The organism is Stenotrophomonas sp. FBCC-B152, assembly GCF_059134105.1.
Window position 1 is genome coordinate 3,831,171 of the sequence record NZ_CP101442.1, and the last position, 25,872, is coordinate 3,857,042.

Sequence of the window (25,872 nt, forward strand, 5' to 3'; positions counted from 1 at the left end):
TCTCCTTGTTGGTAAGGCGGGTGTTGCTCGGGGGAAAGTCAGTCCTGCCAGCGGCGGAAGATCAACGAGGTGTTGATGCCGCCGAAGGCGAAGTTGTTGCTCATCACGTACTCGGGCTGCATCTGCCGGCCTTCGCCGCGGATGAAGTCGAGCGCGCCGCAGCGCGGGTCGACCTCGTGCAGGTTCAGGGTCGGGGCGAACCAGCCTTCGCGCATCATTTCGATGGTCACCCACGCTTCGAACGCGCCACAGGCGCCGAGCATGTGGCCGACGTAGCTTTTCAGCGAGCTGATCGGCATGCCCGGGCCGAACACCTGGGCGGTGGCCTGGGTTTCGGCGATGTCGCCGTGTTCGGTGGCGGTGCCGTGCGCGTTGACGTAGCCGATCTGCTGCGGTTCCAGCCCGGCGTCTTCCAGCGCCAGGCGCATGGCCTGGGCCATGGTGTCGGCGGTGGGCTGGGTGACGTGCTGGCCGTCGCTGTTGGTGCCGTAGCCGACCACTTCGGCCAGGATGGTGGCGCCGCGCGCCTGCGCGTGTTCGAGCTCTTCCAGGATCAGGGTGCCGGCGCCCTCGCCCAGCACCAGGCCGTCGCGGTGGGCGTCGAACGGGCTGGGCGTGGTCTTGGGTGCGTCGTTGCGCACGCTGGTGGCGAACAGGGTGTCGAACACCGCCGCGGCGGTGGCGTCGAGCTGTTCGGCGCCGCCGGTGACCATCACCGTCTGCTTGCCGCTGCGGATGGCTTCGTAGCCCGACCCCACGCCCTGGCTGCCCGAGGTGCAGGCGCTGGAGGTGGTGTAGACCCGGCCGGACAAGCCGAAGAACACGCCGATGTTCACCGGCGAGGTGTGGCTCATCATCTTCAGGTAGGTGGTGGCGCTGATGCCTTCGGTGGTGTGCTCGTGGAGCATGCGGCCGAATTCGGCGGTGGCTTCGTGGCTGCCCGACGACGAGCCGTAGGCCACGCCGGCCAGGCCGCTGCGCAGCACCGGGTGGCCGAGCAGGCCGGCCGCTTCCAGCGCCAGTTCGGTGGCGCGCACCGACATCACCGCCACCTTGCCCATGCTGCGGGTGGTCTTGCGGTTGTAGTTCGAGGGCAGCTCGTAGTCTTCGGCCGGTGCGGCCAGGCGCGTGTTGAGGCCGTCGAAGACCTCCCAGCCGGGGATGTAGCGCACCGCGTTTTCCTGCGCGTGCAGGCGCGCGCGGATGCTCGGCCAGTCATGCCCCAGCGGGCTGATGGCGGCGGCACCGGTCACCACCACGCGACGATCGGGTCGGCTCATCAGACCATTCCTCCGTTGACCGAGATCACCTGGCGGGTGATGTAGCCGGCCGATTCGGACAGCAGGAACGAGACCGCGTGCGCGACTTCGTCCGGCTGGCCCATGCGCCCGGCGGGAATGAGTTTCAGGGCGTGCTCGAGCACTTCTTCGTTGACCATCTCGGTCTCGATCAGGCCCGGAGCCACGCAGTTGACGGTGATCGCACGGCTGGCCAGTTCCAGCGCCAGCGCCTTGGTGGCGCCGATGATGCCGGCCTTGGCCGCGCTGTAGTTGGTCTGGCCGCGGTTGCCGACCAGCCCCGACACCGAGGACAGGGTGACGATGCGGCCCGGCTTGCGCCGCCGCACCATCGGCATCACCAGCGGGTGCAGCACGTTGTAGAAGCTGTCCAGGTTGGTGTGCACCACCGCGTCCCAATCCTCGGCCGGCATGGCCGGGAAGGCGCCATCACGGGCGATGCCGGCGTTGCAGACGACGCCGTAATAGGCGCCATGCGCCTCGACATCCGCTTCCAGCGCGGTGCGCGCGGCCTCGCGGTCGGACACATCGAACATCAGCACCCGGGCCTGGCGCCCCAGTGCCTGGATGTCGGCGACCACTGCCTGCGCTTCCTCGATCCGGCTGCGGCAATGCACCACCACGTCGAAGCCATCGCGCGCGATCCGCAGCGCCACGGCGCGGCCGATGCCCCGGCTGGCGCCGGTCACCAGCACGGTCAGATTCCCTGTCATGCCTCTCCACTCTCCAGATAAGCCATCGCATCGCGTGGTTCGAACACCGATACGTTGGCGACCGCCAATTCCACATCGCCTGCCAGGATCCGGCAGGCAAACATGCCCAGCCCATTTTCGCCCATCAGCTCGCACTGTGCCTCCACCCGCAGGCAGCTGCCCGGCGTGAAGGCCGGCTGGTGGGCGGTATAGCGGCGGGTGCCGAGCAGGAACCCGATCGACGGCTCGCGCCCTTCGGCACGTGCGCGGCAGCCGGCCCAGGCCGCAATCGCCTGTGCCATGTACTCCACGCCGACCCAGGCAGGCACGCCGTCGGGGCCGGTGAACAGGCCGTGGCCGGGGACATCCACTTCGACCACGATGGACTCGGGCTGCCAGTCGACCACCCGGTCGATCAGGCGCAGGCTGTCGCGATGCGGCAGCACGCTTTCAATATCGCTCGGCAGCTGCATGCTCATCCCCGCGCCAGCGCCAGCACGGCATTGCTGCCGCCGAAGGCGAACGAATGGCTGAGCACGTGCTGCAGCGGCTGCGCCGCGCGCGTGCCGGGCGCCACCAGGGCCAGCGCCGGCAGCGCGTCGTCGGCCTGCCCGTCCCACCAGTGGGTGGGCAGGCGCTGGTCCGGGTTGTCGGCCAGGGTCATCCAGCACAGCGCCGCTTCGATCGCGCCCGAGGCCCCCAGGGTGTGGCCGGTCAGCGGCTTGGTCGAACTGGCCGGCACCTGCGTGCCCAGCACGCTGGCCACGGCCACGCTTTCCATGGCGTCGTTGTGGCCGGTGGCGGTGCCGTGCAGGTTCACGTAATCAATCTGGTCGGGGGCCAGCCCGGCGCGGTCCAGCGCCTGCTGCATGGCCTCGATGGCGCCGCGCGCCTGCGGGTCCGGCGCGGACATGTGGTGCGCGTCGGAGGATTCACCCCAGCCGGACAGGCGCACCGGGCCCGGCTCGCGGGTCATCAGGAACAGCGCGGCGCCTTCGCCGATGTTGATGCCGTTGCGGTGGCGCGAGAACGGGTTGCAGCGCGCGGCAGACACCGATTCGAGCGCGCTGAAGCCGGCCACGGTGAAGCGGCACAGCGAATCGGCGCCGCCGGCCACCACCGCGTCCACCACGCCGGCGCGCAACAGGCGCGCGGCGGACATCAGCGCCTTGGCGCTGGACGAACAGGCGGTGGAAATGGTCCAGGCCGGGCCTTCGCTGCCGATCCGCTCGCGCACGAAACGCGCCGAGGTGCCCATTTCCTGCTGTGCATAGTGGAAGTCGTCCGGCCAGCGGCCTTCGTCGGCCTGCAGGCGCAGTGCGCCTTCCGATTCGCCGATGCCCGAGGTGCTGGTGCCGATGATCACCGCGACGCGTTCGGCGCCGAAGCGCGCGATGGCCGCCTCCACCGCCGGGCGGATCTGCAGCAGTGCGGTTTCCAGCAGCGCGTTGTTGCGCCCGCGCAGCGCCACCGGCAACGCCGAGAGGTCCGGCAGCGGCCCGCTCACTTCGCCCAGCGCCAGGGTACGCCCGGCGATCAGGGTGTCGTTGTCGCGCAGGCCACCGGGCTGATCGGCAAACAGGCCGTCGCGCACCTGCGCGCGCCCGCTGCCCAGTGCGCAGACCACGCCCAGCTCATTCAGATATACCGCGCTGCTGCTCACTGTCGTGCCTGTCCCATGTCCAACGATTCAATCACCAGTTCATAGCCTTCGGCCAGGTTGCGCAGGCGCAGGCGGCCGCCGTCGAGCGGTTCCAGTACCAGCCACGCCTTCCCGCCCTGCTCCAGCCGGCGGCCACCGTCGGCCTCGACCAGGGTCCAGCCCGCCGGCAGCTTCGCCCGGATGGCATCGGCCGGCCACAGCGCGAACTGAAGGTCATCCAGCACGCGTTCGCCACGTACCTGCGGCGGCAGCCACGGGGCGCGGGTCTGTTCCAGGGTGTGCCCGTCCCAGACCATGCGCACGCCGGTCTGGCCCATGGCCTGCACCGCCAGCCGCACCTGCTCGCCGTCGGCCTCGAGCAGCGCATCCAGCTCGCGCTCGTGGCTGCCGAAGCGGAACTGCAGGCGCTGCTGCAGCTGCAGGGGTTCTGCCAGCGCCGACGGCGCCAGCTGCAGGGTCGGCAGCTGCACCAGGGGAGCGGGCATGCGGGTGCTGGCGCAGGCGGCCAGCAGCACGCTCAACAACAACGTCAGGATCAGCCGGTGCACAGTTCCTCCAGCACCCGCAGGCGGCGGCCGCTGTCATCGGCCACGTACGGGTTGTTGGTGTCCCACGCGTAGCCGGCCAGGATCGAGGAGATCATGCGGCGCACGTCCGGCTGCGGGTCGGGGTGGTAGATGATCTTCTGGAAGCCACCGGCGTACCAGGCTTCGACGAAGCGGCGGAAGGTCTTCACCCCGGCGCGCAGCGGAATGGCGAACTCGCGCTCCCAGTCCACCTGCTCACCGGCATGCCGGCGCGCCAGGCAGTCGCTGGCCAGCTGCGCGGACTTGAAGGCGATGGTCACGCCAGAGGAGAACACCGGGTCCAGGAACTCGCCGGCATTGCCCAGCAGCGCGTAGCCTTCGCCCCACAGCGAGCTGACGTTGGCCGAATAGCCGGTGATGGTGCGCACCGGCAGCACCGCCCATTCGGCATTCTTCAGCAGGCGGGTCAGGTTCGGGTCTTCGCCGACGATGGCCTGCAGCTTCTCCAGGTCGGTGCCTTCGTATTTCTCGAAGAAGCTCGGCTCGGCCACCACACCCAGCGAACAGCAGCCGTTGGAGAACGGGATGGTCCAGTACCACACGTCCACGTGTTCGGGATGGGTGGTGATCAGGATCTTGTTGCGGTCGAAGCCGGCGTCGGCTGGAATGTGGTCGCGCACGTGGCAGAAGATCGCGCCACGCACCGGGAAGTTCGACGGCGATTCCAGGTTGAGCAGGCGCGGCAGCAGGCGTGCGAAACCGCTGGCATCGAGGATGAAACCGGCTTCGATGGTGTACTCGCTGCCATCCGGGCGGCGCACCTGAACACGGGCCGGGCTGCCCGGCTCCACCGACAGCACTTCATCGCCGAAGCGCAGGGTGGTGCCCATGCGCTCGGCGCCACGCGCCAGCACGTCGTCGAAGTTGGCGCGCTGCACCTGGTAGGTGGTGCCCCAGCCCGGCGAGAACTTGTCGCGGAAGTCGAACTCGGTGGTGCGCTCGCCGCGCACGAAGGCCGCGCCGTTCTTGTACTGGAAACCGGCCTCCACCACGTCCTGCAGCAGACCGGCCGCTTCGATGTATTCCATGCTCTGCGGCAGCAGGCTCTCACCGATGGAGAAGCGCGGGAACTGCTGGCGCTCCAGCATCAGCACCTGGCGGCCCTGCTGGCGCAGCATCGCGGCGGCCACGGAACCGGCGGGGCCTGCGCCGATCACCAGGATTTCGGTTGTTTCCAGTGCTGCGGTCATCGATGCATCCTTGATCAAGAAGTGTGGGGGAATCCGGCGCGGTCGCTCAGTGCGGTGCGTCGTGCGGTGGCGGGCGGAACAGCGGCGAGATCAACCACACCAGGCCGATGCCGAACAGCAGGGTGAGCCCGAACGCGCGCAGCGCCGGCGTGGCCGACAGGCCCAGCAGGCCGAACGACAGCCAGGTGCTGGCCGCGCCCACGCACACCGCCAGCCAGGCGCTGGCATCGCCGCGGTGTTCGATCAGGAAGATGCCGTAATCGATGCCCATGCCGAGCAGCAGCATCAGCGCCAGCACGTTGAACAGCTGCAGCGGCTGCCCTAACAGGCCGAGCAGGCCCAGGGTGAGCGCACCGGCGGCCAACGTGGGAGCGAACACGCGCCACGCCTGCGCGCGGTAGCGCCAGTACAGCACCGCGAACACCAGCACGATGCCCACCAGCAACAGCGCGCTCATGAGCTTGCGGTAGTGCTTGAGCAGCGCGGAGAAATCGGCGGTGCGGTCGACCCAGCGCACGCCGTCGATGCCCTTGGCCTGCGCTTCGAGCAGGGCCAGCGCATCGGCGCGGGAGAGGTCATCGACCATCACCACCGAGGCCATGCCCTTGCCCACTTCGCCCAGCCACAGGTGGCGGAATGGCATGGCGGCGGGCGACGCCAGGAACGCCTCGGCCTGCAGGTCCTGCGCCGCGTAGTCCGGGCGCTGCAGGGTTTCACCGACCGTTTCGCCGACGGCGGCCAGCACCTGCGGTTCGACCCGCGCGGTCAGCGCGGCATCGGCGTGCTGGCGCTGTACCGACGGCAGCCACTCGCTGATCGCACGGTAACCACCGATCTGCTTGTTGGCCGACAGCACGCGCAGGCGCTCGATCAGCGCTTCCTCGCGTTCCAGCACCTGTTCGGCGTTGTCGCCCTGCACCAGGTAGAACTGCGCCGGGCTGGGCATGCCCAGCATCTGGCTGATGCGGATCTGCTGGTTGATCAGCGACATCGGCGAGGACTGCAGGCTGCGCAGGTTGTCGTCGGCGGTCAGGCGCAGCATGCCCAGGCCCGACAGCACCACCACCGCGCCCAGGAACAGGCCGACCGGGCGGCGACCGTGCAGGCGCGGCCAGCGCTCCAGGGTGGCGCCCAGCCAGCGCGCGAAGCGGGTGCTGCGGATTTCGCCGCCATCCAGCCATGGGAACCAGAAGATCACGGTCAGGAACGCACCGGCCAGGCCTACCACCGAGAACAGCGCCATCTGGCGCAGGCCGGGGAACGGCGCCAGGCCCAGCGCGAGGTAGGCCAGCGCGCTGGTCACCAGCGCCAGCCACAGGCCGGGCAGCAGGTGCCGCAGCAGTTTCCAGCGGCGGTCGGCCGGTTCGGCCTGGCGCGAGGCGAACCAGTGGATGCCGTAATCCTCGGCCACGCCGACCAGCGAGGCGCCGAACACCAGGGTCAGCACGTGCACCTTGCCGAACACCAGCACGGTCACCGCCAGCGCCACGCCGCAGCCGATCAGCAGCGAGGCGGCCACCAGCAGGATCGGGCGCAGCGAACGGAACGCCAGCCACACCAGCAGCAGCACGGCTGCGAGCGAGCCCCATCCGATGGTGTTGATTTCCCAATTGGCCTGCACGGCAGCGGCTTCGGCGTGCAACGGCACGCCGGCGCGCAGTACTTCCAGGCCGGGCGCGTGCTTGGCGGCGGCCGCAGTGGCAGCGTCGAGCAGCAGGTCGATATGGCGTTCGCCATCGAGCTGGAAGGCCGACCCCAGGGTTTCGTACTGGATGACCGACCAGTGCTTGCCGTCGGCGTCCAGCAGGCCATCGTCGCCCATGCGCAGGCCGGAAGCGGCTGCCCGCTCCTGCCACCACTGCGGCCACAGCGACAGCGGGTCCTGCCGCCATTCGGTCAGGCGCGGTGCGCCCATCGGGCCGTACAACGCGGCCAACGCGGATTCGGACAGGCGTTCAGCGGACTCGTCCTGCAGGCGCTGGCGCTGCGGGTCGGTCAGCAGGCGGTCGCGGTACGGCGCGTAGAACGCGCGTGCCTGGTCGAACCAGCCTTCGATGGAGCCGCTCTCCTGCAACAGCGCCTTGCCCTGCGCATCGTCACGCAGGCTCTGGCGGAAGGCCTGTTCTGCCGCCTTGGTGGCCGCGCCGTCGGCGCTGCCGAGCAGCACCACGATCTGCCGGGCGTTGGCATCGGCGATGCGCCGGGTCACATCGGACAGCAGCCGGTCGTGCGCATCCTGCGGCAGCAGCGCCAGGATGTCGGTGTCGATCCGCGATTCCTTCGACCACAGCTGCCACTGCTGCACGCCCAGTCCGACCAGCACCAGCAGCCAGGCCACCGCCAGCCAGCGCCATGCGCGCTGCAGCCGGCCGTTCTCGCGCCAGGCCGAATTCAACGACTCATTCAAACCGGCGGCCCTCGTCGGCGCTCAGCTGCGCCGGGGTTTCGCTCAGGGCGGCGAAGTGGATGCGGGTGACATCCTGGTTCGCCTCGGTGATCTGCACCTCGCGCACGTAACGGTCGCCGCTCAGTTCAAGCGCGCTGAACACCTTGGCCAGCATCGGCGAGCGCGGGGTGAGGTGCATGCGCCAGCCGTTGTCGGGCAGCGCATCGACCTTCACCGTGAACTGCGCCGACAGCGCCTGCGCATCGCCGCTCATCAGCGCGAACATGATCGCGTTGACCGAGCGCATCGCCGGCTGCTGGCGTCCATCCAGTTCGACCCGGCTGCTGCCGTCGCGCTGGCGGCTGAGGATGCGGTCGCGGGTGACCACCACTTCGGAGGGGAACGGCTTGAGCGTGGTCCAGATCACGCCCCGGTCCTGGGCCAGCACGAAGCGGCCCTGCGAGCGCAGCGGGTTCTTGAAACCGGCCACCTGCTTGTCCTGGCTGAACTCGCCACGCAGCACGTTGACCTTGGCCACGCGCTGCTTGACCAGGTCCACGTCGGCAGCGGGCGCGGCGAGCACGGGGCTGGCCACGGCCAGCAGCATCAGCACGCCCAGCGTGCGCAGGAAACGGGTCATGGTGCCTGTACTCCCAGCCGTTCCCACAGCACCGACGGGCACAGGTACAGCATTTCGTTGGTGGCCGCGTCGACCGCGACCTGGATGGTGTGGGCGCGGGTGAGCACCTGGCCGCTGTCGGCGTCGAGGATCTCGTAGGCGATCTTCAGGCGGTTTTCCCACTCGGTGATGCTGGCGCGCACGCGCAGCGCCTGGCCGTACAGCAGCGGGCGGATGTACTTCACCCGCGCGTCGACCACCGGCCAGATGTAGCCGGAATCGCGCATCTGCGGATAGTCGTAGTCGTAGCGCTGCAGCAGCGCGCAGCGCGCGACTTCGAAGTACTTGAAGTAGTTGCCGTGCCACACCACGTGCATGGGGTCGCAGTCGTGGAAGGTCGGCGACAGCGCGACTTCGAAGCTGAGGTCAGGGGCGGTCATACAGGCTCCAGCGCTGGCCGCGGATATCGTCGAGCAGGCTGCGCAGCTCGCCGTCCAGGGCGCGGTCTTCTTCCACCAGCGCGATGCGGTCGCACAGGTCCTGGTACATCGCGGCCAGGTCGCCGTGCAGGGTGGCGTTCATGCCGACCCGCTCGCGCAGGGCCACGCCCTGGCGCGCGGCGATCAGCATGCCGGCGACCACCTGTTCGGTCAGCTCGATCACGCGCAGGCAGTCGCGCGCGGCGATGGTGCCCATGCTGACCTTGTCCTGGTTGTGGCATTCGGTGGAACGCGAGAACACCGAGGCCGGCATGGTCTGCTTGAGCGCTTCGGCGGTCCACGCCGACACGCTGATCTGCAGCGCCTTCAGGCCGTGGTTGATCGCCGCACGCTCACCGGTGGAGGCCGACAGGTTGGCCGGCAGGCCGTGGTTGAAGCGCGCATCCACCACCAGCGCCAGCTGGCGGTCGAGCAGGTCGGCCAGGTTGGCGATGGTGTTCTTCAGCGCATCCATGGCGAACGCGATGTGGCCTCCATAGAAATGGCCGCCGTGCAGGATGCGCTCGCCATCGGCGTCGATCAGCGGGTTGTCGTTGGCGCTGTTGAGTTCGGTTTCGATGAACTGGCGCAGGAACGGCAGCGCGTCCTGGACCACGCCGATCACGTGCGGGGCGCAGCGCAGCGAGTAGCGGTCCTGCAGGCGCTGTTCGTTGCGGGGCGGGCGGTCGCTGTGCAGGTCCTCGCGCAGGCGTGCGGCGATCTGCATCTGGCCCGGGTGCGGCTTGGCGGCGAACAGCATTTCATCGAAGTGGTGCGCGTTGCCGTCGCTGGCCAGCACGTTGAAGGCGGTCAGGCGGGTGGCCAGCTTGGTGAGATAGTCAGCGCGGTCGTAGGCCAGGCAGGCCAGCGCGGTCATCACCGCGGTGCCGTTCATGATCGCCAGGCCTTCCTTGGGCCGCAGCCGCAGCGGCACCATGCCGATCTCGGCCAGTACGTCGGCGGCCGGGCGGCGTGCGCCCTGGTACATCACCTCGCGTTCGCCACACAGCACGGCGGCCACGTAGGACAACGGAGTGAGGTCGCCACTGGCGCCGACCGAACCTTCGGCCGGAATCAACGGCAGCACGTCGTGGCGCAGCAGCGTGGCCAGGCCCTGCAGCAGCGGATGGCTCACGCCCGACATGCCACGCACCAGCGAGGCCAGCCGCGCGGCGATCACCGCGCGGGTCTCCTGCGCGTCCAGGAAGCGGCCCAGGCCACAGCCGTGGTAGGTGAACAGGTGGTGCGGCAGTTCGGCCACCAGCGCCGGCGGAATGTTCACCGTGCACGAATCGCCGTAGCCGGTGGTCACGCCGTAGATCACCCCGTCTTCGCGCAGCAGGCGGTCGAGGAAATCGGCGCCGCGCTGGATGCGCGCGGTGAAGGCCGGGTCGTCACTGACCACGGCGTCGGCCTGGCGCTGCGACAGCGCGACCACGTCTTCGATGGTCAGCGGCGCATCGCCGAAGCGGAGGGTCCGGGCCGGGGTGGAGCCTGCATTACGTGCCATGAGATGCCTGATCCCAGAAGGGGAAGAAGTTGAACCAGTCCAAGGGGGCTTCGGTGACCTGGAGTTCCAGCCACCGGGCGAAATGTTCGGCCTGCGCGGTCAGCGCGGCGTCGCGCGAGCCGCGCGGCAGGGTGATGCGGTCGCTGAAGTGCTCGAAGCGCACGCGGTAGCCGTTGCCTTCGTGCAGGCAGGCCATGGTGTACACCGGGCAGCCCAGCGCCGACGCGAGGACATAGGCGCCGATCGGGAACTGCGCGGTGTGGCCCAGGAACGGGGCCGGCACGGTGCGCCCGCCGCGCAGCGGCACGCGGTCGCCGACGATGGCCACGAAACCGCCGGCCTGCACGCGGCGCTGCAGTTCCACGGCGGTGGCCGGGCCCATGTCGGTGACCTGCATCAGCTCCACCGATGCCAGCGGATCCAGCCGCTGCATCAGCCGGTTGAAGCGCTGCGCGTGCGCGGTGTGCACCAGCACGGTGATGTGGAAGCCGGGCACCTGCTCGGCCAGCACCTGGCACAGTTCCAGGCAGCCGATGTGCGCGGTGAGGATCAGCCCACCTTCGCGGCGCGCGATCTTTTCCAGCATCAGGTCGCGCTGCAGGTGGATGCGCTCGGGCGGGTAGCGCCCGCCCAGGCCGAGCAGCTTGTCCAGCAGCGTGTCGGCGAACAGCGCGAAGTGTTTCAGGCTGGTCCAGCGCCCCGGCGCGCCGCCGAGCACCCCGGTGTGCGCCTGCAGGCGCTGCAGGTACTGCAGCGAGGCGCGGCGCGCCACGCCGTTGCCCAGCCAATGGCACAGCACCACCGGGTACACGCACAGGCGGAAGGGCCAGCGCCCGAACCAGCGGTGCACCCAGCACAGGAACAGCACCCCGGCAGCCGAGGTGCTTTCGCCCAGGTCGGCCCAGTGCGGGGTGTTGGCTGGTGCCGGTGCGTTCATGCCTCCGCCGCTCCGCTGGCACGGCGCCACAGCAGGCGCGGTGCGCGCCGGAGCATGCCGAAGAACAGGCGGGTATGCATGCGGCTGATGCGCACGTTGTCGCGCCACACATCGAAGTGCGACACGCCATCGCTGGGATAGGTCACCCGGGTGGGCAGGCTGATCACCCGCACACCACGCCAGAACAGCCGCACCAGGATTTCGCTGTCGAAATCCATGCGCCGGCCGATGGTTTCCTCGCCCACCAGGCGGGTGACCGTGTCCAGCGGATACAGCCGGAAGCCGCACATCGAATCGCGGATCTGCAGCGACAGGGTGTTGATCCAGACCCAGATATGGGTGGCGTAGCGACCGTACAGGCGGGCCTTGGGCACGCTGTCGTCGTAGACCGGAATGCCGCAGATCACCGCCTGCGGGTGCTGCAGGGCCAGGGCCACGAAGCGCGGAATGTCGGCCGGGTCATGCTGGCCGTCGGCATCGATCTGCAGCACGTGGGTGTGCCCACGCCGCGCCGCCTCGGCGAAGCCGGCCAGCATCGCGCCGCCCTTGCCCTGGTTCAACTCAAAGCGCAGCAGCGTGACCTGGTCCGGGTGGGCCTGCGCCAACGCCTGCAGCACCTGCGCGCAGGCCAGGTGCGAGCCGTCGTCCACCAGCAGGCACGGCAGCCCACTGGCGCGCACCCCCTGCACCACCGCGCCGATGGCGTGTTCGTGGTCGTAGACCGGAATCACTACCAGCGGCTCACGCATCGCCGAACACCACCCGGCCGCTGGCATGCACGCCGTGGTCGGAGACGTAACGGAAGCTCAGCACCGATTTGAGCGCATCCCAGCCCAGCGTCAGCTGCAGCCGGTCGCCCGGCCGTGCCACGTGCTGGAACTTCAGCGCGTCCATCCGCTCGAAGCGCGGTGGCATGGCGAAGGCTTCGCGCGCGTAATGGATCGCCCAGTCCAGCTGGACCACGCCGGGCAGGATCTTCGCCTGCGGGAAGTGGCCGTCGAACGCCACCAGGTCCGGCTCCAACGGCAGCACCAGCACGGCGGCATCCGCGTCGCGCTGCTGCCACTGGGCCGCCGGCAGCAGCGGCCGGAACAGCGCTCCCAGTGCGGCGGCGGTGATCTTGCCCTGCGCGTTGTACGGCAGCTCATCGATGAAGCGCCAGCGCCGCGGGCGGGTCACCGCATCATGGCTGTGGGCCAGGTGCGCGCCCAGCGCCTGGGACAGCTGACGCCGCTGCGCATCGGTCCACTGCGCCACGCCGCCACTGTGCGGAACCACCACGGCGGCGAGCTGTTCGCGCGCACCCGGCAGCACCAGCACGCGCACGTCCTGCACCTGCGGGTGGGCGCGCAGCTGCTGTTCCAGCGCGTCGAGCGAGACCCGGCGCTCTTCGATCTTGACGATGCGGTCGGCGCGCCCGAGCAGGCGGAAGCTGCGCCCCGCATCGGCTTCCACGCGGTCCTGGGTCTGCCACCAGGCGTCGTCGGCCAGGTGCGGCGAGGACACCGCCAGGCAGCCGTCCTCGATCCGCCAGGACACGCCCGGCAGCGGGTGCCACTGCGGTTGTTCGGCGCTCCAGCGGCGCCAGGCGATACCGCCGGTTTCGCTGCTGCCGAACACTTCGGTAGGCGCCACGCCCAGCAGCGCGCGGGCCTGCAGCGCAGCCTCGCTGGGCAGCGGGCCGCCGGAGGAAAACACCGCGCGCAGCCGGCCGTTCAACGACGGCCAGTCCAGCTGTTCGGGCAGGCGCTTGAGGTGGGCCGGGGTGGCCACCAGCACCGAGGGCTGCAGCGCCAGCGCGCTGACCAGGTCTTCATGGAAGAAGCGGCGCGGCTGGATCGCGCGGCCCGCGGCCAGCGGCCACAGCACGCGGAACAGCAGGCCGTAGATGTGCTGGTGCGACACGGTGCCGTGCACCTGCGCGCCATCGAGCTGGTCACCGAAGGCAGCCTGCAGCGCATCCACCTCGCGGGTCAGCTGGCGCATGCGCTTGCTGATCGCGCTGGGCGCGCCGGTGCTGCCGGAGGTGAACACCACCAGTTCCAGCGCGTCTTCGTCCAGCGGGGCCAGTTCGCCCTGCGGTTCGGCCAGATCGAGCGGCTGCAGCGGCGCGAAATGCGCCGGCACGTCACCGGCGAAGCCGGCCACGCGCGGGGCCAGCCCTTCCAGGGTGGCCGGCAGGTTGTCGCCGCCCAGGAACACCCGCTTGCCGGCATGCCAGGCGCCGAACAGCGCGGCGGCGAAGTCCAGGGTGTCGTCGAAATAGAGCGCCCAGTCGCGGCCGGGCGCGGCGGCGAACGCCTGCTGCCAGCCGATGACCCGGGTGCGGAACTGCGGGTGCGCCACGGGGCTGCCCGTTGCATTGATGCCGACGATGCGTTCGGCGCGGGGCAGCTGCGCCAAGCGGTCCAGCGCGATCCACTCAGCCATGCGCGTGTGCCGCCTTCACCCGCCGCCGCACCAGCCATTCACCGCCAAACAGGACACCCATCATCACGTACGCCAACAATCCGTTGTAGAGCGCCCAGACCTGGTTGGAGGCCCAGAACGCCGTGAGCAGGGCCAGGCCCCCGTTGAGAACAAAAAAGCCGCACCACACCTGGGTGACACGGCGGGTATAGACCACGGCGAACGGCGGCAGTTCCGGCTCGGTCAAGCGCGCCAGCCGCTCCACCGCGCTGGGCGGGAAACGCAGGCTGGTGGCGAAGATCACCAGCATCACCACATTCACCAGCGCCGGGTACAGCTTCAGCGGCAGGGCCTGGTTGAACGCGGTGGCCAGCAGGGCCAGCAGGCCGGCGCCGATCGCGGCGGCCCACCACACCGGCTGGCGGGTGGTCAGCGCACGCAGCGCGGCCAGGGCGAACAGCAGCAGGGCCATCCAGCGCGGCTCGAACCGACCCAGCGAGAGGTACACCACCAGCGGGTACGCCAGCGACAGCACTGCAAACGCCGCGACGCGTACCCGGACCATGGTCGTTCTTCAGCAGCTGCCGTCAGGCGGCCGCTTGCCCGGGCAGCAGCCCATGCACCACATCGACGATGTCCTGCACGGTGCGGACCGCCTTGAAGGCTTCCGGCTGCAGGTTGCGGCCGAGCAGCGGCTTGAGCTGCACGATCAGGTCCACGGCATCGATGCTGTCGATGTCCAGGTCGTCGTACAGGCGGGCCTGGGGCGTGATGCGCACCGGTTCGATCTCAAAGCTGTCCTTGAGGATCTTGACGATGCGATCGAAAAGTTCGTTCTTGGTCATGGCAAATCCTGAGACGCCGTTAAGACTGCTGGCGTGCGGCGACAAACTCGCCAAGGGCACGCACGCTGGAAAAATGGCGACGGGTCTCTTCCGAGTCGGCGGACAGGCTGACACCGTACTTTTTCTGCAGGGCCAAACCAAGTTCAAGCGCGTCGATCGAATCCAGGCCCAGCCCCTCCACGAACAGGGGTGCGGCGGCGTCGATGTCGTCCGGAGTGATGTCTTCCAATGAAAGCGATGAAATGATCAATTCCTTGATCTCGTGCTCAAGTGCCTGCACGGCTTGGTTCTCCAGCGAAGTCAAAGTAGTGGGCAAGGTGATCGGTCACGCGCCGGGCCGCCAAGGCATCCCCCCTGGGCGTGTCGTCGGCCCCGGTCAGGAACGGGGCGATCGGGAGATCTTCCCCGACTTCCAGCTGAACGTGAAAACGCCGTGATGGCACACGATACCATTTCTGGCCCTTGGTCAGGGTAGGCGGGGTGCAGGTGATCCTGACCGGGGTAATGTCCAGCCGGCCCCGGACAGCAATGTTGGCGGCCCCGCGCTGCAGACGCAGCGGCTGTCCCGGGACGGTGCGGGTGCCCTCGGGGAAGATCACCAGGTTGCCCCCGGCGCGGACGGCCGCGATGCAGTCGTCGATCAGGCCCGCGCCGTCGCTATTGGTCACATAGCCGGCCGCGCGGACCGGGCCGCGCATGAACGGGTTGCAGGCGACAGCCTGCTTCACGACGCAGTCGGCGTTGGGCAGCTGGGCGATCAGCAGCACCACGTCGATCAGCGTGGGGTGGTTGGCCAGGATCAGCAGACCGTTGCGCTGCAGGCGTTCCGCGCCGCGGATCTCGTACGTCATCACCCCCAGCCAGCGCATCAGGGCGACATGGCTGGCGAAACTGAACTGGACCAGCCGGCGCGCCAGGGTGCGCCGCCGGGCGGTGTGGCGGACCAGCAACAGCAGCGGAAACAGCAGCCCGCCCAGCAGCAGCCCGCCGATCCCGAAGGCGGCGAAGCTGAAGCCGGTACCCACCACGCGCCAGGCGTGGTCGAGGCGGGCCTGCCAGCGCTCAGCCATGGCGCTGCCAGGACCACTGCTGGCCATCGGCCTGGAACTGCAGCGCCGGTTCGCCGGACAGCAGGAAGCGCAGCGCTTCCAGACTGTGCGGCAACTCGCCGGGCGGGCTGTCCTGCCCGCCCCGGCCCCAGCCCAGCGACAGCCGGGTGCCCGGCGCATCGGCGCGGGCCAGCCGCCAGCACCAGGCGAAGAACGGGTCGGGCTCGTCGGCAAACCCGGCGTAGACCGCCGGCAGCGGCGATTCATAGGCGATCACGCGCACTTCCGGGGCGCCATCGGCAAGCAGCCCGAAGGCCTCCACGCAGGCGGCCTCCACCGTGCCACGGCCGCCGGCCAGGGCCAGGTAGTTGCCGCGCTGGCCGCGCGCGATCGAATACAGCGCGGCCACCGCGTTGTGCACCGACAGGCCGAAGCCGGTGGGCGACATGGGGGCGTCCTGGCGCAGGGTGTCCAGCAGTTCCATCGAACGGGCCACGTCGCCATGCCGGGACGCGAACACCAGCGGCACCTGGCCGGCATCGTCAGGCTGTTCACACCAGCAGGCGGCCTGGATGGCCATGCGGCCCAAGCGCTCGATGCGGCGGCGCTGCATGGCCGGCACTTCCGGCAACGCGGGCGTGTCGGCGCCTTCGGGCAGGGTCGGTGCCTGGGCCCATGCCTGCCAATCCGATTTCGTGGTCAGTCCCGGTGCCCAGGCCGACCAATCAACAACAGAGAACTCGATCATTCACGCCAACATGGTTATGGGCACCTGGACAGCACGAGCCACGGCGGCAACGCGGATCGGCTCCCCCATTCCAGCCGGTCCACGCCTGTCTTCGACATCGTCCGGCGTGTCTGGGCACGCCGCGAAAGGAGCGCACGCTATCATGACACCCTCGGCACTGGCAGCTTTCACAATCTGAAATGAGTAGCACGATCCACAGCGTAGCGGCCGCGCAGGTCCTTTCCCCCTCGGCAGACCCCGCGCTGTTCCGTGCGTTTTATGCCCCCGCTGCTGAACGCGATGCCGCCCTGGCCGATCCGCGCACGCTGGCCGTGTTCGGGTTTTCGGCCGCTGCCGCACCCTGCGACGACCCGCGCTGGCTGCAGGTACCACTGGCCGAACAGGGCCCGGCGCAGGTCGAGATCTGGCAGGGCGCCGCCCCGGTCCAGCATGGCGTGCGCGACGGCGTGCGCTGGTCGGCCAACGACGCCTTGCTGTTCGGTGCGATCGAGATTGACGAAGTCGACGGCGATATCGAATCGGCCGCGGCAGATGCCTACGCTCGAATGAGCAATTTTCTGACCAACTGCGGTTTCCCGCACCTGCTGCGCACCTGGAACTACCTGGACGCGGTGACCGAAGGCGACGGCGACCAGGAACGCTACCGGCGTTTCTGCGTGGGCCGGGTACGCGGCCTGCGCGAGCTGGACGAGGCCGCCCTGCCGGCGGCCACCTGCATTGGCCGGTTCGATGGCGTGCGCCGGCTGCAGGTGTACTGGCTGGCGGCCCGCGAGGCCGGCCTGCCGCTGGAAAACCCGCGCCAGGTCAGCGCCTTCCGCTACCCGCGCCAGTACGGCCCGCAGTCGCCCAGCTTCTCACGCGCCCTGCTGCCGCCGCTGGCCACCGGCCTGCCGCTGCTGCAGTCGGGCACGGCGGCCATCGTCGGGCATGTCTCGCAGCACACCGGTTCGGTGGGTGAGCAGCTGGAAGAGACCCTGACCAACCTGCAGAGCCTGGTGGATGCCGCGCGCCTGCAGCGGCCGGGATTGCCGGCCACGCTCGGCGCCGAATCACTGTTGAAGGTGTACGTGCGCCGTGCCGAAGACATGCCAGCCGTTGCCGCGCGGATGGCCGGACTGCCGGGTTCGCCGGCGTTCGTGGTGCTGCATGCCGAGGTGTGCCGCGCCGAATTGCTGGTCGAGATCGAAGGCCTGCACGGTTGAAGGGCGTACCGACCAACGGTCGGTACCTACCGGCACCGGGCGGTAGGTGACGACCGTTGGTCGTCACCCGATCCGTCAATGATATCCAGCGTCAGCACGGACCTTGCCGCGGAACACCCGGTACGACCAGGCGGTATAGCCCAGGATCACCGGCAGCAGCACCACCAGCCCGACCAGGCTGAAGCCCATCGACGAGGCCGGCGCCGCCGCCTGCCACAGGGTCATGCTCGGCGGCAGCAGGTAGGGCCACATGCCCAGCACCAGGCCGATGAAGCCGAGCACGAACAGCGCCAGGGTGAGCAGGAACGGCGGCAGGTCGCGGCGCGGGTGCATGGCACTGCGCCACAGCGCCACCGCCACGCCCAGGGTGAGCAGCGGCACCGGCGACAGCCACCAGAAGTTGCCGTCGCTGAACCAGCGCGCCATCAGCCGTGAATCCAGGAACGGCAGCCACGCGCTGACCAGCCCCATGAACACGATCACGGCCACCACCAGCGGCCGGGTCAGGGTGCGGGCGAAGGCCTGCTCGCGGCCTTCGGTCTTCAGGATCAGCCAGGTGCTGCCCAGCAGCGCATAGCCGAACACCACCGCCGCCCCGGTCAGCATCGAGAACGGGCTGAACCAGCCGAAAGGCCCGCCCACGTATTGCCCGTCCACCACCTGCAGGCCCTGCACCAGCGCACCCAGGATCACGCCCTGGGCGAACGCGGCCAGCAGCGAGCCCAGCCCGAAGGCCACGCTCCACAGCCGCCGCGAACGGTGCGCCTTGAAGCGGAATTCAAACGCCACCCCGCGGAACACCAGCGCCACCACCAGCAGCAGCACCGGCAGGTACAGCGACGACAGCAGCGCGGCATAGGCCTTGGGGAAGGCCGCCATCAGCCCTGCCCCGCCCAGCACCAGCCAGGTTTCGTTGCCGTCCCAGATGGGCGCGGCGGTATTCATCATCACGTCGAGCTGTTCTTCATCCTCGGCCATTGGCGCCAGGATGCCGATGCCCAGCACGAAACCATCCAGCACCACGTACATCAGCACGCCGAAGCCGATCACGGCGAACCATGCCACCGGCAGCCAGGTCGTCATCTCCATGTCAGCGCCCCTCCAGCGGTTCGTCGGCACCGGACAGCGGCCGCGCCGGGGTGTGGCTGCCGTCTTCGATCGGCGGCTGCTGGTCGTGCGGCTTGGGGCCGGTACGGATGATCTTGACCAGGTACCAGATGCCCCAGCCGAACACGAACGCATAGCCGACGATGTACACGCCCAGCGACAGCGCGGTCATCCATGCGCTCTGCGGGCCCACCGCGTCGGCCGTGCGCAGCACGCCGTACACCACCCACGGCTGGCGACCCATTTCGGTGACGAACCAGCCCGATACCAGCGCGATGAAGCCGCTGGGCAGCATCCAGTTCCAGCCGCGCACCAGCCAGCGCGATTCCAGCAGGCGGCCACGCCACCACTGGAAGGCCGAGGCCCAGGCCAGCAGCAGCATCAGCGTGCCCAGCCCGACCATGATGCGGAAGGCGAAGAAAACCGGCACCACCGGCGGCCGTTCGCTGGCCGGCACGGAGGTGAGCGGGTCGAAGGTCCCGTCCAGCGAATGGGTCAGGATCAGGCTGCCCAGGCGCGGAATGGCGATCTCGAAATCGTTGCGCTCGGCCTTTTCATTGGGCACGGCGAACACCACCAGCGGCACCCCTTCGCCCTCGCCTTCGGCGTGCCAGTGGGCTTCCACCGCGGCGATCTTCATCGGCTGGTGCTTGAGCGTGTTCAGGCCATGCATGTCGCCCACGAAGATCTGCACCGGCACGGTGAGCGCGGCGAAGGCCACGGCGGCCAGCAGCATGGTGCGCCCGGCCTCCACGTGGGTGCCCTTGCGCAGGTACCACGCCCCGACCCCGCCGATCACGAAACAGGTGGTGATGAACGAGCCCAGCGCCATGTGCGCCAGCCGGTACGGGAAGGAGGGGTTGAACACCACCTGCCACCAGTCCTGCGGCACCACGATGCCATCGATGACGGCGTGCCCGGCCGGGGTCTGCAGCCAGCTGTTGGACGACAGGATCCAGAAGGTGGACACCAGCGTGCCCAGCGCCACCATGCAGGTGGAGAAGAAATGCAGGCGCGGCGAGACCTTGCCCCAGCCGAACATCATCACGCCCAGGAAGCTGGCCTCCAGGAAGAACGCGGTGAGCACTTCATAGGTGAGCAGCGGCCCGATCACGCTGCCGGCCACCTGGCTCAGGCGCGGCCAGTTGGTGCCGAACTGGAAGGCCATGACGATGCCGCTGACCACGCCCATGCCGAAGGACACCGCGAAGATCTTCTGCCAGAAGAAGTACAGCTCGCGCCAGATCGGCTTGCGGGTGCGCAGCCACTGGCCTTCCACGAACGCCAGCCAGCTGGCGGTGCCGATCGTGAAGGCGGGAAACAGCACATGGAAACTGATGACGAACCCGAACTGGATCCGCGACAACAACAACGCGTCCAAGCGACGCCTCCGCACATTCTGGAATCCGCACCAGTCTGGGCCGGATTCCGTGAAAGGCACATGCGACTTGGTGACGCGCTGCATCAATCGGTCGCACCCCATGACCTGTGGCCCCCTCCCGGAACCTTTGCGGCTGCTACGCTTGTCGGGTTTTCCTTCACGGTGCTGCCCGCAATGCCCAGCACGCTGCCCTTGTCCCTGCTGCTGCTTGCCGCCCTCGGCGGAACGGCCCACGCGGCACCGACGCCGATCACCATCGAACAGGCCATGGCCGACCCGGACTGGATCGGTCCGCCGGTCGAGAGCGCCTGGTGGTCGTGGAACAGCCAGCAGGTGGAGTACCAGCTCAAGCGCACCGGCAGCCCGGTCCGCGACACCTTCCGCCAGCCGGTCGCCGGCGGCGCCGCCAGCCAGGTCGCCGATGACCAGCGCGGCAGCCTGGACGTGGACGCCCCGGTGTACGACAGCGCCCGCCAGCGCAGCGTGTTCGTGCGCAACGGCGACGTGTTCCTGCGCGACCTGCGCAGCGGCGCGCTGACCCAGCTCACCCGCAGCACCGAGAAGGCCAGCGCGGTCAACTTCGCCCGCGATGGCGGCGTGATCTGGCGCACCGGCCAGAACTGGTTCCACTGGACCGCCGCCGGCGGCGTGCAGCAGGTGGCCAGCCTGAAGGCCGAAAAGAACCCGGACGATGCGCCCAAGGCCGACGTGCTGCGCGACCAGCAGCTGCGCACCCTGGCCACGCTGCGCAACGACCGCGCCCAGCGCGACGCGCTGAAGGAACAGGAAGCCAGCTGGCGCCGCGCCGACAGCACCCGCGCGCCGGGCCCGGTGTACCTGGGCGCCGATGTGGAAATCGTCGACAGCGCGCTGTCGCCCGATACCCGCAGCCTGATCGTGGTGACCAAGCCGAAGGGCTTCGATGAAGGCCGCGGCGGCAAGATGCCCAAGTACGTGACCGAATCGGGCTACGAGGAGTTCGAGGACACCCGTACCCGCGTCGGCCGCAACGACCCGGAACCGAACGCGCTGTGGCTGGTCGACGCCGTCACCGGCACGGTCAAGCCGCTGTCGCTGGACAGCCTGCCGGGCATCGGCACCGACCCGCTGGCCGCGCTGCGCAAGGCCGCCGGCAAGGACGCGCTGAAGGGCACCCGCCCGGTGCAGGTGCTGGGCGGCCCCGGCGCGCCGGGCATCCGCTGGAGCAATGACGGCCAGCAGGCCGCGATCCTGCTGCGCGCCAACGACAACAAGGACCGCTGGATTGCCAGCGTCAGCCCGGCCGAGGCGAAGCTGCAGACCCGCCACCGCCTCACCGACGCGGCCTGGATCAACTGGAGCTTCAACGATTTCGGCTGGTCCAACGACAACCGCACGCTGTGGCTGCTGTCCGAGGAATCGGGCTATTCGCACCTGTACACCCAGCAGGGCACGGCCAAGCCGCAGGCGCTGACCGGTGGCAAGTGGGAAACCTCGATGCCGGTGCCCAGCGCAGACGGCCGCGGCTTCTACGTGCTGTGCAACCAGCAGGCCCCGGGCGACTACGAGGTCTGCGCGGTGGATACCGCCTCGCGCCAGGTGCGTGAGCTGACCTCGCTCAACGGCGTGGAAGACTTCTCGCTGTCCCCGGACGGCCAGCAGCTGCTGGTGCGCTACTCCGGCGCCTACCTGCCGGCGCAGCTGGCGGTGGTGCCCACCGCCGGCGGCCAGGCCAAGGTGCTGACCGACACCCGCAGCGCCGCCTTCAAGGCCCGCGAGTGGATCCAGCCCAAGCTGGTGCAGGTGCCGTCCAAGCATGGCGCGGGCGTGGTCTGGGCCAAGTACTACGGCCCGGAAAACCTCGAGCCGGGCAGGAAGTACCCGATCGCCATGTTCGTGCACGGCGCCGGTTACCTGCAGAACGTGCACCAGCGCTACCCGGCCTACTTCCGCGAGCAGATGTTCCACAACCTGCTGGTGCAGCAGGGCTACGTGGTGCTGGACATGGATTACCGCGGCAGCGAAGGCTACGGCCGCGACTGGCGCACGGCGATCTACCGCAACATGGGCCACCCGGAACTGGAAGACTACAAGGACGGCCTGGAGTGGCTGGTGGCCACCCAGCAGGGTGACCGCGACCGCGCCGGCATCTACGGCGGCTCCTACGGCGGCTTCATGACCTTCATGGCGCTGTTCCGTTCGCCGGGCACCTTCAAGGCCGGCGCCGCGCTGCGCCCGGTGGTGGATTGGCACCAGTACAACCACGGCTACACCGCCAACATCCTCAACACCCCGGACATCGACCCGGAGGCGTACCGCGTCTCCTCGCCGATCGAATACGCCGAGGGCCTGCAGGACCACCTGCTGATCGCGCACGGGATGATGGACGACAACGTGTTCTTCCAGGACTCGGTCAACCTCACCCAGAAGCTGATCGAGCTGCACAAGGACAACTGGAGCATTGCGCCCTACCCGCTGGAACGCCACGGTTACGTGCGCGCCGATTCCTGGCTGGACCAGTACAAGCGCATCCTCAAGCTGTTCGAAGAGAACCTGAAGTGAGCCACGACGCGGCGACGATACGGATCGTCGCCGCGGTCATCACCGATGCCGCCCAGCGCGTGCTGGTGGTGCGCAAGCACGGCTCGGCGGTATTCATCCAGCCGGGCGGCAAGCCCGAGCCCGGCGAAGCACCGCTGGCCGCGCTGGCGCGCGAGCTGGACGAAGAGCTGGGCGTGCAGCTGGACCCCGCCACGGCGGTGCCGCTGGGTGCCCATAGCGACTGGGCGGTGCACGAAACCGGCTGCCGGGTGCACGCCGACGCGTGGTGGGTGCAGGTGACCGGCACGCCGAAGGCGCGTGCCGAGATTGCCGAACTGGCCTGGGTGCCGTTGCGGCCACCGCATGGGTGCCGCTTGGCACCGCTGAGTGAAGACCATATCCTGCCGGCGGCCGCGCACGTGATCGTGCCGGGCTGACCCCACCGCTCACTGCCAGGACACCGGATGTCTTCGACCACGCCCCCGCTGCTGCCTGTTGCCAACCCGCGCCCGAAGGGCGATGGCACCCCGACCTTCCTTGCCCCGCTGGCCAAATCGGTGCTGGTGGTGTGCATCGTGTCGGCCGTGTGCTGGGCCGGCGGCGCCATCGTCGCTGCCCTGCTCACCCAATCGGCATGGCTGAAGGACCTGCTGGACGGCGCCGACCTGTCCTGGATGCCGTCGTCGCTGCGCTGGTTCGGCCGGCACGCGGTGGCGGTGAACGTGGGCATGCTGGTGCTTTCGGTGGTCGGTGCGGCAGCGTGCTGGGGCATCCTGCGGCGCAACCGCTGGGCACTGTGGACCTTCATCGTGCTGCTGGTGGTTACCGCACTGCTGAACTTCGTCGGGGCGTGGGTGATCGACGAGGTGTTCCGCCAACTCATCCTGCACCTTCCGCCGCACGCGGATGCGGCCGATGCCGGGCAATTGCGCCGCGACCTGCAGATGCAGCGCGCGATCTACACCGGGCTCACCGTGCTCACCGCGCTGGCGTTCGCCGCCCTGCACGCCTGGCTGGTGGTGCGCGTGCTGCGCCCGGACGTAAGGGCCCTGTTCGCCAGAAAGGCCGCGTAGAGCGAGGCCCTGCCTCGCTGTGCAGGCCCCGCCCCGCTGCCCTGCGGTAAAGTACCGCCATGAACGAATTCGAGCGCGTACGCAGCTACCTGACCGACCTGCAGGACCGCATCTGCGGCGCGGTCGAATCCGCCGACGGCCAGGCCCGCTTCAGCGAAGACCTCTGGCAGCGCGCCGAGGGCGGCGGTGGCCGTACCCGCATCCTGCGCGATGGCGCGGTGTTCGAGCAGGCCGGCATCGGCTTCTCCGACGTTTCCGGCACCCGCCTGCCGCCGTCGGCCTCGGCCAACCGGCCGGAACTGGCCGGGGCCTCGTGGCGCGCCACCGGGGTTTCACTGGTGTTCCACCCGCTCAACCCGTACCTGCCCACCACCCACGCCAACGTGCGCTACTTCAGCGCCGAGCGTGACGGCGAGCAGGTGGCCGCGTGGTTCGGCGGTGGCTTCGACCTGACCCCGTTCTACCCCTTCGACGAGGACGTGCAGCAGTGGCACCAGGTCGCCCACGACCTGTGCGCGCCGTTCGGCGAAGAGCGCTATGCGGCGCACAAGCGCTGGTGCGACGAGTACTTCTTCCTGCGCCACCGCAATGAAACGCGCGGCGTGGGCGGGCTGTTCTTCGACGACCTGCACGGCGACTTCGAACGCGATTTCGATTACCTGCGCGCGGTGGGCGACGGGTTCCTGCAGGCCTACCTGCCGATGGTGGAACGTCGCAAGCACACCCCGTATGGCGAACGCGAGCGCGAGTTCCAGCTGTACCGGCGGGGCCGCTACGTGGAATTCAACCTGGTGTACGACCGCGGCACGCTGTTCGGGCTGCAGAGCGGCGGGCGCAGCGAAAGCATTTTGATGAGCCTGCCGCCGCGCGTGCGCTGGGAGTATGGGTTCCAGCCGGAGCCCGGCAGCGCCGAGGCGCGGCTGGGCGATTACCTGGTGCCGCGCGACTGGCTCACTCCGGGCTGAGTCGCGCTGCGTTGCGACGCATCAGCGCGGCATGCGCGTCCTGCAGTTCGCGCTTCTTCCTCACGTAGTGTTCGACCTCACTCCGCGCGCTGCTGATCGCACTGCATTCGTCGTCATCGAAAAGACCACCGCCACAATAGGCGCGGCCCGATGCCGAAAGGTTTGCGTGTTCCAGAAGCACTTCGTCCAGATGCCTGTAAGCGTTGTCCAGCTTGATCTGGGTGCGTTCGCGACGCTTGAGTTGCTCCTGCAGCTCGCGCTGCTGCGAATCGGGGTGCGGCCGCCGGGAGAAGCGCAGCCGCCACGCGGGCGGTTCGTTGCCCACCACCCGGGGGATTGCACGGGAAGACGGCAGCAGCCGTGGCTCGGGCGAAGGTGCGCGCGTGGCCTCCTCGTACGACGGCGGCGGATCATCATTGCGGACGCGGGACGCAGCGCCTCCCGTGTAGACGGCCACCCAGGGACGGGCGGTGGAAGCGGCGGGTTCTAGGGGCATGACAGGCATCTCCGTTGCGTGGGCCACTCCAGCAGCGGCCCCTGATGCGGCCGATTTCAGCAGTGCGTGCCGCGATGCGCTTTCACATTCCGCTCAACCGTTACCGTCTTCCTTGGGTTGCCTGGGCACGATGGTGATGTGGCCGTTGATTTCCAGCAGCGCCATCGACACTTCGCTGATGTGGGTGCAGCCCTGCTGGCGCATGGCCGCTTCCAGGTCGGCGCGGGTGACCAGTTCGCGCTTGAGCACCGAGGCCAGCACTTCGCCGTCGCGCGCGATCAGCACCGGTTCGCCTTCCACCAGCGTCTCGACCTTGGCGCTGCGCGTGCTGAGCCAACCCACGCCGTAGTTGATGCCGATCAGCGTGGCCGCCAGCAGCAGCCCGCCACCCAGTGAGGTGTCCTTGCCCAGCAGCGCGTTCTGCACCGCATTGCCCAGCAGCACGATCAGCAGCACGTCGAACGGGGTGATCTGCCCCAGCGCGCGCTTGCCCGACAGCCGCACCATGCCCAGCACCACCGCGTACACGACCACCGCGCGCAGGATGAACTCCCACCAGGGCATGGCCAGGTCGAACAGATCGCTCATGGGGCGCCCCCGGGGAACATGGGTGCAGCATGGGTGGGGAGGCCCAAAATAAAAAGCCCCGCCGACCAGGGGGAGGTCAGCGGGGCCGGGGAACGGGCGCTTGGGGAGGAGCCCCCGTTCCGAGATCT

Annotated in this window: 27 protein-coding genes; 5 read left to right on the forward strand and 22 right to left on the reverse strand. The window is 69.1% G+C overall.

The genetic code is table 11. The features are described 5' to 3' along the window. Positions 1-38: 38 nt before the first annotated feature. Genes NMB40_RS17480 through NMB40_RS17565 form a run of 18 tightly spaced genes read right to left on the reverse strand, consistent with a single transcriptional unit; the run spans position 39 to position 16,412 of the window. Positions 39-1,280 carry a beta-ketoacyl-ACP synthase gene (locus tag NMB40_RS17480; RefSeq protein WP_282243465.1) on the reverse strand — a complete coding sequence of 414 codons (1,242 nt, stop codon included), beginning with the start codon at positions 1,278-1,280 and terminating at the stop codon, positions 39-41. Beyond that, the gene (gene fabG, locus NMB40_RS17485; RefSeq protein ID WP_093532654.1) at positions 1,280-2,011 is read right to left on the reverse strand and encodes a 3-oxoacyl-ACP reductase FabG; all 732 of its coding nucleotides are present in this window, start codon (positions 2,009-2,011) and stop codon (positions 1,280-1,282) included. Before fabG ends, NMB40_RS17480 begins: the two co-directional genes overlap by 1 nt. Continuing rightward, positions 2,008-2,469 carry a hotdog family protein gene (locus NMB40_RS17490; protein WP_494359247.1) on the reverse strand — a complete coding sequence of 154 codons (462 nt, stop codon included), beginning with the start codon at positions 2,467-2,469 and terminating at the stop codon, positions 2,008-2,010. The genes fabG and NMB40_RS17490 overlap by 4 nt, the downstream gene beginning before the upstream one ends. Next, entirely contained in the window at positions 2,466-3,653 is a 1,188-nt protein-coding gene (locus NMB40_RS17495; protein WP_494359248.1) for a beta-ketoacyl-[acyl-carrier-protein] synthase family protein, read from the reverse strand. Before NMB40_RS17495 ends, NMB40_RS17490 begins: the two co-directional genes overlap by 4 nt. Then, positions 3,650-4,201 carry a DUF3261 domain-containing protein gene (locus NMB40_RS17500; RefSeq protein ID WP_494359249.1) on the reverse strand — a complete coding sequence of 184 codons (552 nt, stop codon included), beginning with the start codon at positions 4,199-4,201 and terminating at the stop codon, positions 3,650-3,652. Before NMB40_RS17500 ends, NMB40_RS17495 begins: the two co-directional genes overlap by 4 nt. Further along, a complete protein-coding gene (locus NMB40_RS17505) occupies positions 4,189-5,430 on the reverse strand; it encodes an NAD(P)/FAD-dependent oxidoreductase (RefSeq protein ID WP_282243472.1) in 1,242 nt (413 codons plus the stop codon). The genes NMB40_RS17500 and NMB40_RS17505 overlap by 13 nt, the downstream gene beginning before the upstream one ends. A 46-nt stretch (positions 5,431-5,476) precedes the next feature. Continuing rightward, positions 5,477-7,825, reverse strand: a complete 2,349-nt coding sequence (locus NMB40_RS17510; protein WP_494359250.1) for an MMPL family transporter — start codon at positions 7,823-7,825, stop codon at positions 5,477-5,479. A 4-nt stretch (positions 7,826-7,829) separates the two neighbouring features. Beyond that, positions 7,830-8,456, reverse strand: coding sequence for a LolA family protein (locus NMB40_RS17515; protein ID WP_494359251.1), 627 nt, complete (start codon positions 8,454-8,456; stop codon positions 7,830-7,832). Beyond that, positions 8,453-8,875 carry an acyl-CoA thioesterase gene (locus NMB40_RS17520; RefSeq protein ID WP_494359252.1) on the reverse strand — a complete coding sequence of 141 codons (423 nt, stop codon included), beginning with the start codon at positions 8,873-8,875 and terminating at the stop codon, positions 8,453-8,455. The genes NMB40_RS17515 and NMB40_RS17520 overlap by 4 nt, the downstream gene beginning before the upstream one ends. Continuing rightward, positions 8,862-10,424, reverse strand: a complete 1,563-nt coding sequence (locus NMB40_RS17525) for an HAL/PAL/TAL family ammonia-lyase (RefSeq protein WP_494359253.1) — start codon at positions 10,422-10,424, stop codon at positions 8,862-8,864. The genes NMB40_RS17520 and NMB40_RS17525 overlap by 14 nt, the downstream gene beginning before the upstream one ends. After that, the gene (locus tag NMB40_RS17530; RefSeq protein ID WP_494359254.1) at positions 10,414-11,361 is read right to left on the reverse strand and encodes a lysophospholipid acyltransferase family protein; all 948 of its coding nucleotides are present in this window, start codon (positions 11,359-11,361) and stop codon (positions 10,414-10,416) included. The genes NMB40_RS17525 and NMB40_RS17530 overlap by 11 nt, the downstream gene beginning before the upstream one ends. After that, entirely contained in the window at positions 11,358-12,110 is a 753-nt protein-coding gene (locus NMB40_RS17535) for a glycosyltransferase family 2 protein (RefSeq protein ID WP_494359255.1), read from the reverse strand. The genes NMB40_RS17530 and NMB40_RS17535 overlap by 4 nt, the downstream gene beginning before the upstream one ends. Continuing rightward, positions 12,103-13,791, reverse strand: coding sequence for an ApeI family dehydratase (locus NMB40_RS17540; protein WP_494359256.1), 1,689 nt, complete (start codon positions 13,789-13,791; stop codon positions 12,103-12,105). Before NMB40_RS17540 ends, NMB40_RS17535 begins: the two co-directional genes overlap by 8 nt. Beyond that, positions 13,784-14,335 (reverse strand): COG4648 family protein, encoded by a 552-nt coding sequence (locus NMB40_RS17545; RefSeq protein WP_494359257.1) that lies wholly within the window; start codon positions 14,333-14,335, stop codon positions 13,784-13,786. The genes NMB40_RS17540 and NMB40_RS17545 overlap by 8 nt, the downstream gene beginning before the upstream one ends. A 22-nt stretch (positions 14,336-14,357) precedes the next feature. After that, a complete protein-coding gene (locus tag NMB40_RS17550; RefSeq protein WP_068854458.1) occupies positions 14,358-14,615 on the reverse strand; it encodes an acyl carrier protein in 258 nt (85 codons plus the stop codon). Between the two features lie 19 nt (positions 14,616-14,634). Then, positions 14,635-14,895, reverse strand: coding sequence for a phosphopantetheine-binding protein (locus NMB40_RS17555; RefSeq protein ID WP_068854459.1), 261 nt, complete (start codon positions 14,893-14,895; stop codon positions 14,635-14,637). Beyond that, positions 14,882-15,685: a lysophospholipid acyltransferase family protein gene (locus NMB40_RS17560; protein ID WP_494359258.1), complete on the reverse strand. Its 804-nt coding sequence runs from the start codon at positions 15,683-15,685 to the stop codon at positions 14,882-14,884. The genes NMB40_RS17555 and NMB40_RS17560 overlap by 14 nt, the downstream gene beginning before the upstream one ends. Beyond that, complete coding sequence (locus NMB40_RS17565; protein WP_494359259.1) at positions 15,678-16,412, reverse strand: beta-ketoacyl synthase chain length factor; 735 nt, start codon at positions 16,410-16,412, stop codon at positions 15,678-15,680. Before NMB40_RS17565 ends, NMB40_RS17560 begins: the two co-directional genes overlap by 8 nt. Positions 16,413-16,591: 179 nt before the next feature. Between NMB40_RS17565 and NMB40_RS17570 the strand changes: the two genes are divergently transcribed. Next, positions 16,592-17,614 (forward strand): chorismate transformation FkbO/Hyg5 family protein, encoded by a 1,023-nt coding sequence (locus NMB40_RS17570; protein WP_494359260.1) that lies wholly within the window; start codon positions 16,592-16,594, stop codon positions 17,612-17,614. Between the two features lie 75 nt (positions 17,615-17,689). On the opposite strand, the gene cydB is transcribed toward NMB40_RS17570, so the two are convergent. Together cydB and NMB40_RS17580 are read right to left on the reverse strand one after the other, a co-directional pair. Beyond that, positions 17,690-18,703, reverse strand: a complete 1,014-nt coding sequence (gene cydB, locus NMB40_RS17575) for a cytochrome d ubiquinol oxidase subunit II (protein ID WP_494359261.1) — start codon at positions 18,701-18,703, stop codon at positions 17,690-17,692. A 1-nt stretch (position 18,704) separates the two neighbouring features. Beyond that, on the reverse strand, positions 18,705-20,102 hold the full coding sequence (locus NMB40_RS17580) for a cytochrome ubiquinol oxidase subunit I (RefSeq protein WP_494359262.1): 1,398 nt from the start codon (positions 20,100-20,102) through the stop codon (positions 18,705-18,707). 174 nt (positions 20,103-20,276) lie between these two features. On the opposite strand from NMB40_RS17580, the gene NMB40_RS17585 reads away from it, so the two are divergent. Genes NMB40_RS17585 through hemF form a run of 4 tightly spaced genes read left to right on the forward strand, consistent with a single transcriptional unit; the run spans position 20,277 to position 24,660 of the window. Further along, positions 20,277-22,643, forward strand: a complete 2,367-nt coding sequence (locus NMB40_RS17585) for a S9 family peptidase (protein ID WP_494359263.1) — start codon at positions 20,277-20,279, stop codon at positions 22,641-22,643. Beyond that, a complete protein-coding gene (locus tag NMB40_RS17590) occupies positions 22,640-23,059 on the forward strand; it encodes an NUDIX hydrolase (protein ID WP_494359264.1) in 420 nt (139 codons plus the stop codon). Before NMB40_RS17585 ends, NMB40_RS17590 begins: the two co-directional genes overlap by 4 nt. A 27-nt stretch (positions 23,060-23,086) precedes the next feature. Beyond that, entirely contained in the window at positions 23,087-23,695 is a 609-nt protein-coding gene (locus NMB40_RS17595; protein ID WP_282243502.1) for a tetraspanin family protein, read from the forward strand. Positions 23,696-23,754: 59 nt separating this feature from the next. Next, the gene (gene hemF, locus NMB40_RS17600) at positions 23,755-24,660 is read left to right on the forward strand and encodes an oxygen-dependent coproporphyrinogen oxidase (RefSeq protein ID WP_282243503.1); all 906 of its coding nucleotides are present in this window, start codon (positions 23,755-23,757) and stop codon (positions 24,658-24,660) included. Here hemF and NMB40_RS17605 read toward each other — a convergent pair. Both NMB40_RS17605 and NMB40_RS17610 read right to left on the reverse strand, forming a co-directional pair. Continuing rightward, entirely contained in the window at positions 24,647-25,156 is a 510-nt protein-coding gene (locus NMB40_RS17605) for a hypothetical protein (RefSeq protein ID WP_494359265.1), read from the reverse strand. The two genes, hemF and NMB40_RS17605, sit on opposite strands and share 14 nt — an antisense overlap. A gap of 93 nt (positions 25,157-25,249) precedes the next feature. Beyond that, entirely contained in the window at positions 25,250-25,744 is a 495-nt protein-coding gene (locus NMB40_RS17610; RefSeq protein WP_494359266.1) for a DUF421 domain-containing protein, read from the reverse strand. Positions 25,745-25,872: the final 128 nt, after the last annotated feature.

Bases quoted from the DNA above. Each gene is read 5' to 3' on its own strand.
- NMB40_RS17480 (WP_282243465.1), bottom strand. From the start codon at position 1,280: ATGAGCCGACCCGATCGTCGCGTGGTGGTGACCGGTGCCGCCGCCATC.
- fabG (WP_093532654.1), bottom strand. From the start codon at position 2,011: ATGACAGGGAATCTGACCGTGCTGGTGACCGGCGCCAGCCGGGGCATC.
- NMB40_RS17490 (WP_494359247.1), bottom strand. From the start codon at position 2,469: ATGAGCATGCAGCTGCCGAGCGATATTGAAAGCGTGCTGCCGCATCGC.
- NMB40_RS17505 (WP_282243472.1), bottom strand. From the start codon at position 5,430: ATGACCGCAGCACTGGAAACAACCGAAATCCTGGTGATCGGCGCAGGC.
- NMB40_RS17515 (WP_494359251.1), bottom strand. From the start codon at position 8,456: ATGACCCGTTTCCTGCGCACGCTGGGCGTGCTGATGCTGCTGGCCGTG.
- NMB40_RS17520 (WP_494359252.1), bottom strand. From the start codon at position 8,875: ATGACCGCCCCTGACCTCAGCTTCGAAGTCGCGCTGTCGCCGACCTTC.
- NMB40_RS17525 (WP_494359253.1), bottom strand. From the start codon at position 10,424: ATGGCACGTAATGCAGGCTCCACCCCGGCCCGGACCCTCCGCTTCGGC.
- NMB40_RS17530 (WP_494359254.1), bottom strand. From the start codon at position 11,361: ATGAACGCACCGGCACCAGCCAACACCCCGCACTGGGCCGACCTGGGC.
- NMB40_RS17535 (WP_494359255.1), bottom strand. From the start codon at position 12,110: ATGCGTGAGCCGCTGGTAGTGATTCCGGTCTACGACCACGAACACGCC.
- NMB40_RS17540 (WP_494359256.1), bottom strand. From the start codon at position 13,791: ATGGCTGAGTGGATCGCGCTGGACCGCTTGGCGCAGCTGCCCCGCGCC.
- NMB40_RS17545 (WP_494359257.1), bottom strand. From the start codon at position 14,335: ATGGTCCGGGTACGCGTCGCGGCGTTTGCAGTGCTGTCGCTGGCGTAC.
- NMB40_RS17550 (WP_068854458.1), bottom strand. From the start codon at position 14,615: ATGACCAAGAACGAACTTTTCGATCGCATCGTCAAGATCCTCAAGGAC.
- NMB40_RS17560 (WP_494359258.1), bottom strand. From the start codon at position 15,685: ATGGCTGAGCGCTGGCAGGCCCGCCTCGACCACGCCTGGCGCGTGGTG.
- NMB40_RS17565 (WP_494359259.1), bottom strand. From the start codon at position 16,412: ATGATCGAGTTCTCTGTTGTTGATTGGTCGGCCTGGGCACCGGGACTG.
- NMB40_RS17570 (WP_494359260.1), top strand. From the start codon at position 16,592: ATGAGTAGCACGATCCACAGCGTAGCGGCCGCGCAGGTCCTTTCCCCC.
- cydB (WP_494359261.1), bottom strand. From the start codon at position 18,703: ATGGAGATGACGACCTGGCTGCCGGTGGCATGGTTCGCCGTGATCGGC.
- NMB40_RS17585 (WP_494359263.1), top strand. From the start codon at position 20,277: ATGCCCAGCACGCTGCCCTTGTCCCTGCTGCTGCTTGCCGCCCTCGGC.
- NMB40_RS17595 (WP_282243502.1), top strand. From the start codon at position 23,087: ATGTCTTCGACCACGCCCCCGCTGCTGCCTGTTGCCAACCCGCGCCCG.
- hemF (WP_282243503.1), top strand. From the start codon at position 23,755: ATGAACGAATTCGAGCGCGTACGCAGCTACCTGACCGACCTGCAGGAC.
- NMB40_RS17605 (WP_494359265.1), bottom strand. From the start codon at position 25,156: ATGCCCCTAGAACCCGCCGCTTCCACCGCCCGTCCCTGGGTGGCCGTC.
- NMB40_RS17610 (WP_494359266.1), bottom strand. From the start codon at position 25,744: ATGAGCGATCTGTTCGACCTGGCCATGCCCTGGTGGGAGTTCATCCTG.